This is a genomic window from Streptomyces malachitofuscus, assembly GCF_055571035.1.
In genome coordinates this window covers 32489-47251 of sequence record NZ_JBVIGA010000027.1, presented here as the reverse complement: position 1 = coordinate 47251, position 14763 = coordinate 32489, and the positions used below count along the sequence as shown (strand labels likewise).

General features: G+C 72.2%; 13 protein-coding genes. 9 read left to right on the top strand and 4 right to left on the bottom strand.

What is annotated here, in order from left to right:
* Nucleotides 1-26 precede the first annotated feature (26 nt).
* The 9 genes from ACZ44S_RS31805 to ACZ44S_RS31765 all read left to right on the top strand — a co-directional run bounded on the left by ACZ44S_RS31805 (nt 27) and on the right by ACZ44S_RS31765 (nt 11208).
* Nucleotides 27-794 (top strand): MinD/ParA family ATP-binding protein, encoded by a 768-nt coding sequence (locus tag ACZ44S_RS31805; RefSeq protein WP_466935198.1) that lies wholly within the window; start codon nt 27-29, stop codon nt 792-794.
* Nucleotides 795-843: 49 nt separating this feature from the next.
* A complete protein-coding gene (locus ACZ44S_RS31800) occupies nt 844-2880 on the top strand; it encodes an alpha-1,4-glucan--maltose-1-phosphate maltosyltransferase (protein WP_466935195.1) in 2037 nt (678 codons plus the stop codon).
* On the top strand, nt 2769-5060 hold the full coding sequence (gene glgB / locus ACZ44S_RS31795) for a 1,4-alpha-glucan branching protein GlgB (RefSeq protein WP_466935192.1): 2292 nt from the start codon (nt 2769-2771) through the stop codon (nt 5058-5060). The genes ACZ44S_RS31800 and glgB overlap by 112 nt, the downstream gene beginning before the upstream one ends.
* Nucleotides 5061-5103: 43 nt before the next feature.
* Entirely contained in the window at nt 5104-5589 is a 486-nt protein-coding gene (locus tag ACZ44S_RS31790; protein ID WP_466935189.1) for a cation:proton antiporter regulatory subunit, read from the top strand.
* Nucleotides 5590-5593: 4 nt separating this feature from the next.
* Nucleotides 5594-6817 (top strand): cation:proton antiporter, encoded by a 1224-nt coding sequence (locus ACZ44S_RS31785; protein WP_466935186.1) that lies wholly within the window; start codon nt 5594-5596, stop codon nt 6815-6817.
* Nucleotides 6814-7287: a nuclear transport factor 2 family protein gene (locus tag ACZ44S_RS31780; protein ID WP_466935183.1), complete on the top strand. Its 474-nt coding sequence runs from the start codon at nt 6814-6816 to the stop codon at nt 7285-7287. The genes ACZ44S_RS31785 and ACZ44S_RS31780 overlap by 4 nt, the downstream gene beginning before the upstream one ends.
* A gap of 47 nt (nt 7288-7334) precedes the next feature.
* Nucleotides 7335-8789, top strand: a complete 1455-nt coding sequence (locus ACZ44S_RS31775) for an ankyrin repeat domain-containing protein (protein WP_466935180.1) — start codon at nt 7335-7337, stop codon at nt 8787-8789.
* A gap of 101 nt (nt 8790-8890) precedes the next feature.
* Complete coding sequence (locus tag ACZ44S_RS31770; protein ID WP_466935177.1) at nt 8891-9682, top strand: SDR family oxidoreductase; 792 nt, start codon at nt 8891-8893, stop codon at nt 9680-9682.
* Between the two features lie 110 nt (nt 9683-9792).
* Nucleotides 9793-11208 (top strand): MFS transporter, encoded by a 1416-nt coding sequence (locus ACZ44S_RS31765; RefSeq protein WP_466935175.1) that lies wholly within the window; start codon nt 9793-9795, stop codon nt 11206-11208.
* Between the two features lie 233 nt (nt 11209-11441).
* On the opposite strand, the gene ACZ44S_RS31760 is transcribed toward ACZ44S_RS31765, so the two are convergent.
* The 4 genes from ACZ44S_RS31760 to ACZ44S_RS31745 form a co-directional block, all read right to left on the bottom strand.
* Nucleotides 11442-12692: an MFS transporter gene (locus ACZ44S_RS31760; RefSeq protein ID WP_466935172.1), complete on the bottom strand. Its 1251-nt coding sequence runs from the start codon at nt 12690-12692 to the stop codon at nt 11442-11444.
* Nucleotides 12692-13171 carry a nuclear transport factor 2 family protein gene (locus ACZ44S_RS31755; protein WP_466935169.1) on the bottom strand — a complete coding sequence of 160 codons (480 nt, stop codon included), beginning with the start codon at nt 13169-13171 and terminating at the stop codon, nt 12692-12694. The genes ACZ44S_RS31760 and ACZ44S_RS31755 overlap by 1 nt, the downstream gene beginning before the upstream one ends.
* A 49-nt stretch (nt 13172-13220) precedes the next feature.
* On the bottom strand, nt 13221-13529 hold the full coding sequence (locus ACZ44S_RS31750; protein WP_466935166.1) for a muconolactone Delta-isomerase: 309 nt from the start codon (nt 13527-13529) through the stop codon (nt 13221-13223).
* Nucleotides 13530-13633: 104 nt separating this feature from the next.
* On the bottom strand, nt 13634-14752 hold the full coding sequence (locus ACZ44S_RS31745; protein ID WP_466935163.1) for a low temperature requirement protein A: 1119 nt from the start codon (nt 14750-14752) through the stop codon (nt 13634-13636).
* Nucleotides 14753-14763 lie beyond the last annotated feature (11 nt).

Below are 14763 nucleotides of genomic sequence, written 5' to 3'. Positions count from 1 at the left end.
CGACCATCAGCAACCGGGTGGAGACCATGTCGCAGATCATCACCGTGCACTCCTATCGGGGAGGCACCGGCAAGTCGAGCACGGCCGCCAACCTCGGGCTGCTGCTGGCGGCCTCGGGCCACCGGGTGGCGCTGGTGGACACCGACATCCACACGCCGGCCCTGGACGTGATGCTGGGCGGTGCGGGACAACAGGTGCGCCGTTCGCTGAGCGACTACCTGATCGGCCGCTGCGAGATCGAGGACGCGGTGTACCCGGCGGACACGGACGCCGGACACGACGGCTTCTTCCTGGTGCCGGCCCGCAGCAGGTCCGCGGCGGCGGCCGAGATCCTGGGCCGCGGGTACGACGTGGGGCTGCTGCGGGAGGGCTTCGACCGGCTCATCGACTCCCTCGCCCTGGACGTGCTGCTGCTGGACACCCACGCCGGGTTCAACAACGAGACAGTGACGGCGATCGCCGGCTCCGACGCCCTGGTGGTGGTGACCCGCGCCGACCGCCTGGACCTGGCCGGCGCCCGGGAGACGGTGTCGCTGGCGGGCCGGCTGGGCGGCGCCCGGCTCACCGTGGCCGTGAACATGGCGCCCGGCGGGGCGGTCCACGACCGGCTGCACAGCGAGGTGGAGGAGGCCTACGCCACGAAGGTGTCGGCCGTCCTGCCGTACACCCCGGAGATGGTCTCGCTCGCCGGGGAGCGGCTGTTCAGCACCGCCTACCCGCACCACCCGCTGGTGGCGGGCTACCGCCGGATCATCTCCGACGTCAGCAACGGCACCACCGCGATCCGCCGTTGACCCCCCACTGCAAGCGAAGCGACGACCGCACCCGGGTGCGAGGAGGCACATGATGCAGGAGAAGCCCGCCGCTGGGCGTTTCGCGCCGTCCGTGGGACGCATTCCCGTGGTGGACGTGCGGCCCGAGGTCGACGGCGGACGCCGGCCCGCGCGCGCCGTGCCGGGCGAGCTCTTCGAGGTCTCGGCGACGGTGTTCCGGGAGGGCCACGACGCGGTCGGCGCCAACGTCGTGCTGACCGCCCCCGACGGCACCGAGGGCGAGTGGACGCCGATGCGGCTGCTCGCCCCCGGCACCGACCGGTACGCGGCCGGGGTGCGCGCCGATCGGGAGGGCGACTGGACGTTCCGGGTGGAGGCCTGGTCCGACCCGGTCGCGACCTGGCGGCACGCGGCCGACGTCAAGGTGCCCTCGGGCATCGACGTGGAACTGATGCTCCAGGAGGGCGCGCTGCTGCTGGAGCGCGCCGCCGACTCCTTCACCGCACGCGAACGGGCCCCGCTGACCACGGCCGCGCGCACCCTGCGGGACACCCGGCTGTCCCCGGAGAAGCGGCTGGCCGCCGCGTCCGGCCCGGTGGTCACGGCGCTGCTCAACGCCCGCCCGCTGCGCGAACTTCTCACCCGTTCCCGGGAGTTCCCGCTGCGGGTGGACCGGGAGCGGGCCCTGTACGGCGCCTGGTACGAGATGTTCCCGCGCTCCGAGGGCGCCCTGGTGCCCGCCGCCCCCGGTACCGGCACGGCCGCCGAACCGCCCCGCTCCGGCACCCTGCGCACCGCCGCCAAGCGGCTGGAGGCCATCGCCGACATGGGCTTCGACGTGGTGTACCTGCCTCCGGTGCACCCCATCGGCACCACCCACCGCAAGGGCGCCGACAACACGCTCGTCGCGGGACCGTACGACCCCGGCTCGCCGTGGGCGATCGGCTCGGCCGACGGCGGGCACGACGCGATCCACCCGGACCTGGGCACCCTCGACGACTTCGACCACTTCGTCGGCCGGGCCGGGGAACTGGGCTTGGAGGTCGCCCTGGACTTCGCCCTGCAGTGCTCCCCGGACCACCCGTGGCTGACCGAACACCCCGAGTGGTTCCGGCGCCGCGCGGACGGCTCCCTCGCGTACGCCGAGAACCCGCCGAAGAAGTACCAGGACATCCACCCCGTCGACTTCGACACCGACCCGGACGGACTGCACACGGAGTGCCTGCGGATCCTGCGGCACTGGATGGCGCACGGGGTGCGGATCTTCCGCGTCGACAACCCGCACACCAAACCCGTCGGCTTCTGGGAGCGGCTGATCGACGCCGTGCACGCCACCGACCCGGACGTGCTGTTCCTCGCCGAGGCGTTCACCCGCCCGGCGATGCTGCACACCCTGGCCCGGATCGGCTTCCACCAGTCGTACACGTACTTCACCTGGCGCAACTCCAAGGTGGAGGTGGAGTCCTATCTGTCGGAGCTGGCCGGGCTCGGCGGGGAGGAGTCGGCGGCGTATCTGCGCCCCAACCTCTTCGTGAACACCCCGGACATACTGCACGCCTACCTCCAGTACGGCGGCCGTCCGGCGTTCGCGGTGCGGGCCGTGCTGGCCGCCATGGCCGGGCCGGCCTGGGGCATGTACGCCGGCTACGAGCTGTACGAGAACGTGCCGGCCGGCCCGGGCAGCGAGGAGTACCTGCACTCGGAGAAGTACCGGTACCGGCCGCGCGACTGGGAGTCGCACGAGGCCGCCGGGGACTCCCTGGCCCCGCTGGTGCGGACCCTGAACGGGCTGCGCCGCGCCCATCCCGCCCTGCACCAGCTGCGCAACCTGCGCTTCCACCACACCGACAACGACGCCGTCGTCTGCTTCTCCAAGCGCGACGACACCGACTGGGTCCTGGTCGTCCTCAACCTCGATCCGCACGGTGTGCGCGAGGCGACGGTCTCCCTGGACCTGCCCGCTCTCGGCCTGGACCGCTCCGACACCTTCGCGGTGTGCGACGCGCTGTCCGGCGAGACCTGGCAGTGGGGCCGGGACAACTACGTACGCCTGGACCCGCAGCAGCACGTGGCCCACATCCTCACCGACGGGAACCCGCAGTCGTGACCACCGCACCCCACGCACCGGCCCTGACCGCCACCGCCCGCAAACGGCTCGTCACCGGCGAGACCAGCGACCCGCACGCCCTGCTCGGCCCGCACCCGGTCGAGGGCGGTGTGCTGTTCCGGGTGCTGCGGCCGCTGGCCCGCGCCGTGACGATCACCGACCCGTCGGGCGGCCCGCTGCTGGAGCTGCGGCACGAGGGAGAGGGACTCTTCTCCGGGCTGCTGCCGCTGCCCGCCGTGCCCGACCACCGGGTGTCCGCCGACTACGGCGGGCACGTCCACACCTACGACGACCCCTACCGCTTCCCGCCCACCCCCGGCGAACTGGATCTGCACCTGATCCGGGAGGGGCGGCACGAGGAGCTGTGGCGGGTGCTCGGCGCCCGCGTCCGCACGCACGACGCCGGCTGGGGCCCGGTGAGCGGCACCTCGTTCGCCGTGTGGGCGCCGAACGCCCGCGCGGTGCGGGTGGCCGGTGACTTCAACGTGTGGGACGGCCGCGCGCACCCCATGCGCTCGATGGGCGTCAGCGGCGTGTGGGAGCTGTTCGTGCCGGGCGTCGCCGAGGGCTGCCGCTACAAGTACGAGATCCTCACCCCGGACGGGCGCTGGATCCTCAAGGCCGACCCGCTGGCCGCGCACGCCGAGCCGGCCCCCGGCACCGCGTCCCTGGTGCACGCCTCCCGCCACCGCTGGGGCGACGCGGACTGGATGGCGAGGCGCGCCGCATCCGCCGTGCACCGGGAGCCGATGAGCGTGTACGAACTGCACCTCGGCTCCTGGCGGCCGGGACTCGGCTACCGGCAGCTGGCGCAGGAACTGCCCGCGTACGTCAAGGCGCTGGGCTTCACCCACGTGGAGTTCCTGCCGGTCGCCGAGCACCCCTTCGGCGGCTCCTGGGGCTACCAGGTCACCTCCTACTACGCGCCGTCCTCCCGGCTGGGCTCCCCCGACGACTTCCGGTACCTGGTGGACGCGCTGCACCGGGCGGGCATAGGCGTCATCGTCGACTGGGTGCCGGCCCACTTCCCGCGGGACGACTGGGCGCTGGCCCGCTTCGACGGCACCCCGCTGTACGAGCACCCCGACCCGCGCCGGGGCGAGCACCCCGACTGGGGCACCCTCGTCTTCGACTACGGCCGCCACGAGGTGCGCAACTTCCTGGTCGCCAACGCCCTGTACTGGTGCGAGGAGTTCCACGTCGACGGGCTGCGGGTGGACGCCGTCGCCTCGATGCTCTACCTGGACTACTCGCGCCCCGACGGCCAGTGGCTGCCCAACACCTACGGCGGCCGGGAGCACCTGGAGGCCGTGGAGTTCCTCCAGGAGGTCAACGCCACGGTGGCCCGCCGCTGCCCCGGCGCGGTGACCATCGCCGAGGAGTCCACGGCCTGGGACGGGGTGACCCGGCGCACCGACGAGGGCGGGCTCGGCTTCCATCTGAAGTGGAACATGGGCTGGATGCACGACTCCCTGTCGTACATGGCCAAGGACCCCGTGCACCGGCAGTACCACCACCACGCCATGACCTTCGCGTCGGTGTACGCGTACGCCGAGAACCATCTGCTGCCGATCTCGCACGACGAGGTGGTCCACGGCAAGGGCTCGCTGCTCACGAAGATGCCCGGGGACCGCTGGCGGCAACTGGCCGACCTGCGCGCCTACCTGGCGTTCATGTGGGCCTTCCCCGGCAAGCAACTGCTGTTCATGGGGCAGGAGTTCGCGCAGGACACCGAGTGGTCCCACGACCGGGGCCCGGACTGGTCGCTGCTGCGGCACGGCGCGCACGCGGGGGTGCGCGACCTGGTCCGCGACCTCAACCGGGTCTATCTCGGCGACCCGGCGCTGTGGAGCCGGGACACCTCCCCGGAGGGGTTCCGCTGGATCGACGCCGACGCGGCACAGGACAACGTGTACTCCTTCGTCCGCCACGGCTCCGGGGGCGACATCCTCGTCTGCGTCTTCAACTTCCAGCCCGCCCCCCTGCACGGTCACCGGATCGCGCTGCCGCACGCCGGTGACTGGACCGAGGTGCTCAACACCGACGACACCGCCTACGGAGGCAGCGGAGTGGTCCACCGTGGGCCGGTCCGGGCCACGGACACGCCCCTGCGGGGTCTCCCGGCGAGCGCCCCTATCACCCTGCCGCCCCTGGGGGCGGTGTGGCTGCGGCCCGAGTGAACCCCGCGAGCGACGAACCGCCGAGCGACCGAAGGAGACGACCGTGCCCGCACCGCGTCTGAGGACCACCCCGCTGCCGGGGATCGGGGTGCAGTACGAGCTCACCACCCGCAGGCAGGACACCCTGTCCGTCATCGCCCACCGCGACGGCACCCGCACCCTCAACGTCCACCACGACGACGACCCCGACTCCTGCGGCCTGTCGATGAAGCTGACCGGCGCCGAGGCGCTGTCCCTCACCGACGCCCTGCTCCCCCACCACAACAGCCCCAATCTGCTGCACACCAGCGACTTCGGGCTGCTCGCGGAACGCGTGGCGATCACCGGCACCTCGCGCTGGAACGGACGCACCCTGGGCGAGACGCAGATGCGCACCCGCACCGGGGCGTCGATCGTCGCCGTGATGCGCCGGGCGCACGCCATCCCCTCCCCGGGGCCGGAGTTCCGGCTGCGCGGCGGCGACACGGTCATCGTGATCGGCACCCGGGAGGGCGTCGACGGGGCGCACGACATCCTCGAGCGGACGTGATGCCGTGCACTCGGCCGTGTTCTTGATGGAGTTCGGCGCCGTCGTGCTGGCGCTCGGCCTGCTGGGCCGCTTCGCCGTACGGATGAGGCTGTCGCCCATCCCGCTGTACCTGCTTGCCGGGCTCGCGTTCGGGCACGGCGGGCTGATCCCGCTGGGCGGCAGCGAGGAGTTCATCGAGGTCGGCGCCGAGATCGGCGTCGTCCTGCTGCTGCTCCTGCTGGGTCTCGAGTACTCCGCGGGCGATCTGGTCGGGCATCTGAAGGTGCACGCCCCGGCCGGCGCGGTCGACTTTCTGCTGAACGCCCTGCCGGGCGCGGCGGCGGCGCTGCTGCTGGGCTGGGGACCGGTGGCGGCCGTGGTGCTCGCGGGGGTCACCTGGGTGTCGTCGTCCGGGGTGATCGCCAAGGTGCTCGGGGACCTCGGCCGGGTGGGCAACCGGGAGACCCCGGTGATCCTCAGCGTGCTCGTGCTGGAGGACCTGGCGATGGCGGTCTATCTGCCCATCCTCACCGCGCTGCTGGCCGGCGCCGGCTGGGCGGCGGGCGGACTCACCCTCGCCGTCGCGCTCGCCGCGGTCGGCACGGTGCTGCTGGTCGCGGTGCGCTACGGCAGGGTGATCTCCCGGTTCATCTCCAGCGACGACCCGGAGAAGCTGCTGCTGGTCGTGCTCGGTCTGACGCTGCTGGTCGCGGGCGTGGCGCAGCGGCTCCAGGTGTCCGCGGCGGTGGGGGCGTTCCTGGTCGGCATCGCGCTGTCCGGGGAGGTCGCCGAGCACACCCACCATCTGCTGATGCCGCTGCGGGACCTGTTCGCCGCGGTGTTCTTCGTCTTCTTCGGGCTGAGCACCGACCCCACCACGATCCCCCCGGTGCTGGGGCCCGCGCTGGCGCTGGTCGTGGTGACCGTCGCCACCAAGATCGCCACCGGCCACTGGGCGGCCGGACGCGCCGGGCTCGGCGAACGCGCCCGGTGGCGGGCGGGCGGAGCGCTGGTCGCCCGGGGCGAGTTCTCCATCGTCATCGCCGGACTCGCCGTCTCCGCCGGCATCGAACCCTCGCTGGGCCCGCTGGCCACCGCGTACGTACTGCTGCTGGTGGTCATCGGGCCGCTCGCGGCGCGCTTCACGGAGCCACTGGCCCTGCGCCTCAGGGCCGCCCCGTCGCCCGACGGGCCGTCCCCCCTTCCCACCACCACCTATGTCAAGGAAAGCGAGAAGAGCACACCATGACCAACGACACCAGCACCCAGAAGGCGGCGGACCGGGCGGCCGAGGCCGCCGAGCGGAACAAGGCCCTGGTCGACCGGTTCTTCCAGGCCTACGCCGCCTACGACCTGGACACCATGCGCAACGAGATCCTCTCTCCCGACGTGCGCTGGCACATCCCCGGACGGCACCCGCTGTCCGGCACGCACGAGGGCGTCGACGAGGTCATCGCCTTCTTCGACCGGCTCGGCCAGGCCAAGTTCCGGGCCGACCGCGTCTACTTCGGCGCCGACGAGAACCACGTGGTCGACGTGCACCGCGGCTGGAGCGAGGTCGGCGACGGCGGCGACATCGACATGACGTGGGTCCTGGTCTGGCGGATCGAGAACGGCCGGGTCGTGGAGGCCACCAACTTCGCGCAGGACCAGCCGTCGGCGGACGCCTTCTTCCACCGCACCTTCCGGCTGGCGCCGGTATCGCAGCGGCTCGTGTGACCCGCCGGCACACCGAGGCGCACCTCACCCATCAGGAGGCACCAGGCATGGCAGCACACACGGACACCGGGCGCACCCGCGCGGTCCTCGAGGAGTGGTTCGACGCGATCGGCCGCGGCGACCTCGAGAAGATCATCTCGACACTGTCGCCGTCCGTCGTCTTCGACCTGCCGAAGGACGAGTGGAACTCGATCATCGGTTACGTCGGGCGGCACGTCGGCCGCGACGCGGTCGCGGAGGCCTTCCGCATCCGCGCGGAGGAGACCGAGGTCGTCGAGTACGAGCTCAGGGAACTCGTCGCCGAGGGCGCGGTGGCCTACGCCCGGATCTACACCAAGGCGTTCCACACCCGCACCCGGGTGCCCTTCGAGATCGAGGACAGCCACCGGCTGGAGCTCGACGGCCGGGGGCAGATCATCCGCTGGAAGGTGTTCTTCGACCCGGACGGCGAGGTCGCGGCGTTCAAGGCCGACCTGGACGAGCGGCTGCTGGCCGCGGTGCGGGGGCGCGACCTGGCGGAGGTCCGCTCGCTGCTCGGCTACGGCGGCAACCCCGACCGGCGTGACCCCGGCACGGGCCTGACGATCCTGCAGGCCGCCGCCGGACTGGGCGCGGCCGACGTCGTACGGGAGCTGATCGCGGCCGGCGCCGACGTGTTCACCGCGGACAGCCGGGCCGGGGCCACCGCCCTGCACAAGGCCGTCCAGGGCGGCGACCTGGACACGGTCAGGGCGCTGGTGGAGGCGGGAGCCTTCGTGGACGCGCCGGCCGCCACCACCGGCCACACCCCGCTGATGGACGCCCTCTGGTACAAGTGGCCGGACGTCGCCGGATACCTGCTGTCGGTGAACGCGGGCGTGGAACTGTCCACCCACTACGGGTTCTCCATGCGGCAGCACTTCGAGTACGAGCTCAACGTCAACACCCGCGGCAAGGAGCAACTCCTCGAGGCGGAACGGCTGCTGAAGGAGCGTACGGCCGCCGACGAGCGGGAGAGGGCCGAGCAGCGGCTGATGGCCGCCGTCGCGTCGGGTGACACCGAGGCGGCGCGGGCGCTGCTGAAGGAGGGCGCCGAGGTCGACCGGCGCTTCCCCGTCGTCAACGGCTTCAACGACGCGCACACCCCGCTGCTGGTGGCGTGCCGGGACGGCCACGAGGACATCGTCCGCGACCTGCTCGCGGCCGGCGCCGACGTCAACGCCACCGAGCCGACCTTCGGCGCGGTGCCGCTGCACAAGGCGGTCTACAACGGGCACGCCGGCATCACCCGGCTGCTGGTCGGGGCCCCCGGGATCGACCTCGACTTCCGGGGCGCCACCAACGGCTACTCGCCGCTGCACGACGCGCTGTGGCACGGCTACGAGGAGTGCGCCACCGTCCTGATCGAGGCCGGGGCGCGCACCGATCTGACCGGGCACGACGGCAAGACCCCGTACGACATCGCCGTCGCCACGTTCGGCGCGGAGCACCCGCTGTCCCGCCGGCTCGCCCCGGCGGCCTGAGGGAGCACCGTCGCCCCTTCCGGGCGGCCGGCCCGCCACCGGCGGGCCGGCCGCCCGCGTCCCGCTCGCACGACGACCCCCGATCCCGTGAGGGAGTCCCCATGACCGCACGTTCCCCGCAGACCGCGTTACGCACCCCGCGCGACCGCGCGCCGACGGACGCCGCCCGCACGGCGGTGATCACCGGCGCCTCCGGCGGCATCGGCGCCGCGACCGCCCGCAGGCTCGCGGCGTCCGGCGCCGTTGTCGCCCTGCTGGCCCGCAGGCCGGACGCCGTCGAGGAGGTGGCGCGGGACATCACGGACGACGGCGGCACCGCCGTGTCCGTGGTGTGCGACGTCGCGTCCCCCGCCGACCTGGCCCGCGCCGCCGAACATGTGGCGCGGCGGCTGGGCCCGGTCGACCTGCTGGTCAACAATGCCGGAGTGATGCACTCCTCACCCGTCGCGGAAGGACGCGCCGAGGAGTGGCGGACCATGGTCGACACCAACGTCCTCGGTGTCCTGTACACGACGGCCGCCTTTCTGCCCGCGCTCACGGCGGCCGCCCGGTCCGGGAGACGGGCGGACATCGTCAACGTCTCGTCCATCGCCGGCACCACGATGTTCGCTCCCGGGTTCGCCGTCTACAACGCCACCAAGGCCGCGGTGAGCGCGCTGTCCACCACGTTGCGGGCCGAGCTGCTGGCCGACGGCATACGCGTCACCGATCTGCGCCCGGGGCTGGCCGCCACCGGGGTCGGCCGGCATCTGCCGCAGGACGTGCTGGACGGCTTCCACCAGGAGCACCGGGCACTGAGCCCCGACGAGATCGCCGACGCCATCGCGTACGTCACGGGCCGGCCGGGCCATCTGACGGTGCCCTCCCTCGTGGTCACGCCCCTGACGCAGTAGCTCCCGGCCGCCGCTGTCCCGCTCCCGGTGCCGGCCGACGGCACCGGGATTCCGTCGTGCACGCATACGCATACGCATCCCGCATGTCCACGTACTCGAAAGGAGGCCGCATGGCATCCCAGGAAGCCGTGCCCTCGACCGCACCCGTCGAAGTACCCCAGGAATCCGAGCGCCGCCGCAGGTGGGCGCTGGTGCTGCTGGCCGCCGCCCTCGCGCTCGACGTGAGCGGCGTGGCCGTCATCAACTCCGCGCTGCCCTCCATCGGCGAGCGCTTCGACGCCTCGGGCACCACGCTCCAGTGGACCATGACCGCCTACGCCATCACCTTCGCCGGTGTGCTGCTGCTGGGCGGCAGGGCCGCGGACATCCTCGGACGGCGGCGGGTCTTCGCCGTCGGCATCGCGCTGTTCGCCGTCGCGTCGCTCGGCGCGGCCCTCGCGCCCGCCCTGCCGGTGCTGATCGCCGCGCGGGCCCTGCAGGGCGTCGGGGCGGCGCTGTCCGGTCCGGCGTCCCTGGCGCTGCTCGGCCAGATCTTCCCGGAGGGCCCCGCACGCAACCGTGCCCTCGCCGTGTACGCGGCGACCGGGGCGAGCAGCTTCAGCGCCGGGCTGGTCGCGGGCGGGGTGCTCACCGACCTGTTCGGCTGGCGCTCGGTCTTCGTCGTCAGCGTGGTGGCGGCCGCCCTGGTGCTGAGCGTCGTACGGCTGCTGCTGCCCGCGGACACCCCCCGGCGCAGTTCCCTGGACCTGCCGGGCGCGCTGCTCGTCACGCTGGGTCTGGGACTGACGGTGTACGGCGTCACCAACGGCAGCGACCACGGCTGGGGCGAGCCCGTCACCCTGCTCGCGCTGGTGCTGGCGGCCGCGGGCCTGGCCGGTTTCGTGGTGCGCGAGCAGCGCGCGGCCGATCCGCTGCTGCCGTTGCAGATCTTCCGCAGCAACCCGGTGAAGGCGGCCACGGTGACCGGTGCCGCGTACTACACGGGCGTCAGCGGGCTGCTGTTCTTCGCCCCGCTGTACATGCAGGACATGCTCGGCTACTCGGCCTTCGAGTCCTCGCTGGCGGTGGTGCCCATGGGTCTGATCGTCGTCGTCAGCTCGCATCTCACGGGCCGGCGGATCACGCCCGCGCACTACAAGCCGCTGATGGCGGCGAGCCTGCTGCTGATCGGCGCCGGGGTCGCCCTGTGGGCGCTGACCCCGCAGGACGGCTCGTACTGGGCGCACATGCTGCCCGGCATCGCGGTGATGAGCGTGGGCCAGGGCATCGGCTTCGGTGCGATGACCGCCGCCACCCTGGAGGGCCTGCCCGCGCACCGGCACGGCGTCGCCGGCGCGGTGAACGTGACCGCCCAGCAGGTCGGGAGCAGCGTCGGCGTGGCCGTCCTGGTCGCGGTAGCCACGGCCTCGGGCACCACCGACCGCCTCGCCGGCTACCACACGGCCTACCTGACCGCGGCCGCCGTCACCTGCCTGAGCGCCCTGCTGATCCTGACCCTCCCCTTCCCGGATTCCGACAACTCCTGACCCCCACCAACCCAAAGGGGGGACCGCCCACCGGGCGGTCCCCCCTTTCGCCCTCCGCGGGCAGTCGTGCCGCTGGGGCGGCACGGGTGGGCGGTGGGGGTACCTCCCGCTCGAGCGAAGCCGAGAGTGGGGGAGGCACCCCGTAAGCGCCGGGCTGCGCAACCACCCTCCGGCCCTCACCCACGCCGGTGCCCGGAGGCGCGGACCTCCGGGCACCGGGTGAGGGGACCGATTCAGCCCCGGCTGTGCGCCAGCACCTCCGTGGGCTCCACATCCCCCGAGGGGAGAGGCACGGCGCCCGGCACCGTCAGATACCGCGTCGCCCACACCGCGGGCAGCGCCACCACCAGCGCGACCATCGCCACCAGCGGCACCTCCTGCGCACCGTACGAGGACAGCGCCCAACCCCCCAGCGCCGCCCCCAGCGCGATCCCCGCGTTCGCCGCCGACGCACCCAGCGTCGCCGCGAGGTCCCTGCCCTCACCGGCCAGCGAGATCACCCGCAGCTGGAGGGACGGCGTGACACCGAAACCCACCAGCCCCCAGACCGCCAGCAGCACCCCCGCCAGGACGGCGTTGGTCCCGAACACGTACAGCGCACCCAGCGTGGCGATGAGCACGATGTTGCCGACCAGCAGCGTGTTGGACGGATCCCGGTCGGCGAACCGTCCGCCGCCGAACGTGCCGACCGCGCTCGCGACACCGAAGAGCAGCAGGAACGCGCCGACCGCACCGGACGGGATTCCGGTGACGTCCTCCACGTACGGCGTCAGATAGGTGAAGGCGACGAACTGCGAGCCCATCAGCAGCAGATACGTGCCCAGCATGGCCAGCACACGAGGCGCGAACGCATGCCGCGCCTGGGCGCGGAGGTCCCCGGTACCGGACGCGCCGACGGCGGGCACGGTGAGCAGCACGGCGAGCAGGGCGAGCAGACCGAGGACGCCGACGCCGAGGAACGTGGCCTGCCAGCCCAGGTTCTGCCCGACGACGGTACCGACGGGGACACCGAGCACCGTGGCCACCGAGATGCCGCCGAAGACCAGGCCGACGGCCTGGCCCCGGTGTTCGGGGGCCACCAGCCCGGTGGCGACGGTCGTCGCCGCGCCGACGAACAGCCCGTGCAGGGCGCCGCACAGCAGGCGGGCGACGAACAGCAGCCCGAACACGCCGCTGACGACGGCCGCCGCATTGCCCGCGGCGAACACCGCCAGGGTGAGCCACAGCAGGGTGCGCCGGGGCAGCCGCATGGTCGCCGCGGTGAGCAGCGGACCGCCCAGCGCGATGCCCAACGCGTAGGCGGTGACGAGGAGTCCGGCGGTGCCCTCGGAGATGCCCAGGTCGTCGGCGATGAGGCTCAGCACACCGACGATGACGAGCTCCGCGGTCCCGATGACGAACGCGCCCAGCCCCAGCGTGGCCAGTGCCAGGCGGTTGCCGTGTCCGCCGCCGGCCGGGACGGGCGCGCTCGCGGCGGCCGCCATCAGGCGTACTCCAGGTCGAGCTGCCCGATGAGGCCGTCCCGCTCGGTGAACTCGTACGTGGCCCGGAAACCGTCGCCGCTCTCCCCGCGGTGCGCGAACCGCAGCAGCAGGGTGGTGCCGTCGCTCTTCGGGGTGTCGTCGAGGACGGTGAGCCGGCCGCCGATGACCTCGTCGGCGGCCCACTGGCGGATCGCCTCCCGTCCGCGGAAGGTGCGGCCGGGCTCGTTGAGCACGGCGTCCTCGTGGAAGGCGGCGGCGAGCGCGGCGACGTCCTCGGCGGCCACGGCGTCCACATAGCGCTGGGCGACGGGGTTGTTCGCGGGCTTGCCGGACGTCCCGGCGCTCCCGGAACCGGCGGCGGACGCGGACGCGGTCACCCGTGTCGTGTCGTCGCCTGCCGGGGTGTCGTCGTCGGTGCCGGAGCAGGCCGTCAGCAGCGCGGCCGTCAGGGCGAGTGGGGCGATGATGCGGTGGCGCATTGTCTTCTCCCAAAGATGTGGAGAAACGCGGACGGATGTCGTCGGCGCCTCAGACCTTGTAGCGCTGCTTGACGTCGCCGGCGAAGCCCAGGTAGTCGCGGAGCGGCCAGACCTTCTCGAACTCCAGGTACTCGCGCATCGGCAGCCGGCCGAGCGCGGTCCGGTCGAGCTCCTCGGCGTCCGGCGAGTCGATGATGGCGATGACGCGCTTCTGGGCGGCGACCTTCCAGATGCCCACGCAGAAACCGGAGTCGATGGTCTCCTGGGCGTGTTCGGCCTCGTCCTGTTCGAGCTCCCAGAGCTCGTCGAGGGATATACGGCCTTCGTGGTTCCACTTCATCTGGACATAGAAGAGCACGGCAACTCCCTTTTCCGAAGGGCGGTTCCGGAACATGAACCGGGACCGGGTTTCCGTAGCAGGATGGGAGAGAAAGCGCGCGGCGGCCAAGGAACGGATTTCTACTATCTGACCTCTTCGGGAATTCTCCGGCAGATGTCGCCGCTCCGTACGGTCCAGCGGTGATCGCTGAACAGGGCCGTGACGATGACCATTCCGAGGAAGGCCACCTCGACGACGGCCGCCAGAAAATGACCCACCGGAACGGCCAGGACGGCGACGCACGAGGCCACATAATGGAACCGCTGGGGACCGATCTTGAGAATTCCGTGGAACCAGGCGATTCCGGCGAGATAGAGGGAGACACCCCCGGCCAGCGCGAGGGAGGGCGTCAGCGGGAGCACTCCGAAGGGCTCGCTGATCGTCTTCTTGATGGCCGCCGCGATCAGGATGAGCCCGAGGAGCATCGGGATGTGGGCGTAGAAGAAGGCGGAGAGCGCCAGCGCCGAGCGTTCGGCCGGGTCCTTGCGGTCAAGGGCCCACTCGGCGCGCCGGGCCTTCTCCGACTCGTCGAAGTACACCCACCACAGACAGGCCGGGATGACGAAGATCAGTACGGCGGTGGTGACCACGGAGAGTCCCGCGTGCCGGCCGTCGGTGCCCACGCCGAGCGCCAGGAACGAGTCCCCCAACGCGATGATCATGAGCAGCCCGTGCCGCTCCACGAAGTGCCCGGACTTCAGGGAGAACCCGGACACGCCGTTGATGTAGGGGGCGGCGATCTCCAGGGCGACCGCGCTGCTCCAGCACACGTACACCGCGGGCCCCTCGAGCATTCCGGCGCCGATCACCAGCAGGGCGGCCGCGATGTGGAAGGGCGCGATGCGCAGCATGTTCCGGGCGGCCATCGGACCGCCGAACGCGAACAGCAGCGCGTGCACGCTGACGATCACCAGATAGCCCGCGCCGAAGGCGACACCGTCACCGTCGAACGCGTTCGGCGTGGTCAGACCGAGGACGAGGAACGCGGCCATGCCCAGCAGCAGGAGCAGCCGGTGCCGTTTGCGGTGCGGCGGCAGATGGTTGGTGAGCCAGGCGTAACCGCCGTACATCCACCACAGCAGCCAGAAGATGAGGAACACCTGCAGCGCGCCCCGCGCGGTCATGTCCTGGGCGAACAGCCGGGCGAGCTGCGTGAAATTGAAGACGAAGGCGAGATCGAAGAACAGCTCGAGCGTGGTCACCCGACCGTCAT

Coding starts and splice junctions, on each gene's coding strand:
- ACZ44S_RS31805 (WP_466935198.1), top strand. CDS start 27: ATGTCGCAGATCATCACCGTGCACTCCTATCGGGGAGGCACCGGCAAG.
- ACZ44S_RS31800 (WP_466935195.1), top strand. CDS start 844: ATGATGCAGGAGAAGCCCGCCGCTGGGCGTTTCGCGCCGTCCGTGGGA.
- ACZ44S_RS31780 (WP_466935183.1), top strand. CDS start 6,814: ATGACCAACGACACCAGCACCCAGAAGGCGGCGGACCGGGCGGCCGAG.
- ACZ44S_RS31775 (WP_466935180.1), top strand. CDS start 7,335: ATGGCAGCACACACGGACACCGGGCGCACCCGCGCGGTCCTCGAGGAG.
- ACZ44S_RS31770 (WP_466935177.1), top strand. CDS start 8,891: ATGACCGCACGTTCCCCGCAGACCGCGTTACGCACCCCGCGCGACCGC.
- ACZ44S_RS31765 (WP_466935175.1), top strand. CDS start 9,793: ATGGCATCCCAGGAAGCCGTGCCCTCGACCGCACCCGTCGAAGTACCC.
- ACZ44S_RS31760 (WP_466935172.1), bottom strand. CDS start 12,692: ATGGCGGCCGCCGCGAGCGCGCCCGTCCCGGCCGGCGGCGGACACGGC.
- ACZ44S_RS31755 (WP_466935169.1), bottom strand. CDS start 13,171: ATGCGCCACCGCATCATCGCCCCACTCGCCCTGACGGCCGCGCTGCTG.